This window comes from Belnapia arida, from assembly GCF_016773205.1.
In the GTDB taxonomy this organism is placed as follows: Bacteria; Pseudomonadota; Alphaproteobacteria; order Acetobacterales; family Acetobacteraceae; genus Belnapia; species Belnapia arida.
The window spans coordinates 1-228 of the sequence record NZ_JAETWB010000237.1 but is presented as its reverse complement, the minus strand read 5'-3'; the positions used below and the strand labels follow the sequence as shown (position 1 = coordinate 228).

Below are 228 nucleotides of genomic sequence, written 5' to 3'. Positions count from 1 at the left end.
AGTCGGGATGGTTGTCCCGGGCGATCTTGCGGAACGCCTTCTTAATTTCTTCGGGCTTCGCGTCCTTGGAGACACCGAGGATCTTGTAGTAATCCTTCTCAGCCCAGTCCTTGGTACTCATCTAATTCCTCCCTCCCTGGCCATCGTCGGATTTGCGGTCATGGTGGCCTCATCGTAGTCGGCCAAGATCGCCGTCACTCGTTACGCGGCGTCTCGTCATCCTCGTCA

1 protein-coding gene is annotated in these 228 nt (G+C 56.6%); it reads right to left on the bottom strand.

The features are described from left to right. On the bottom strand, nt 1-121 hold a 121-nt coding region (locus tag JMJ56_RS33535), incomplete at its 3' end, for a DnaJ domain-containing protein (RefSeq protein ID WP_202836170.1). Between the last annotated feature and the right edge of the window lie 107 nt (nt 122-228).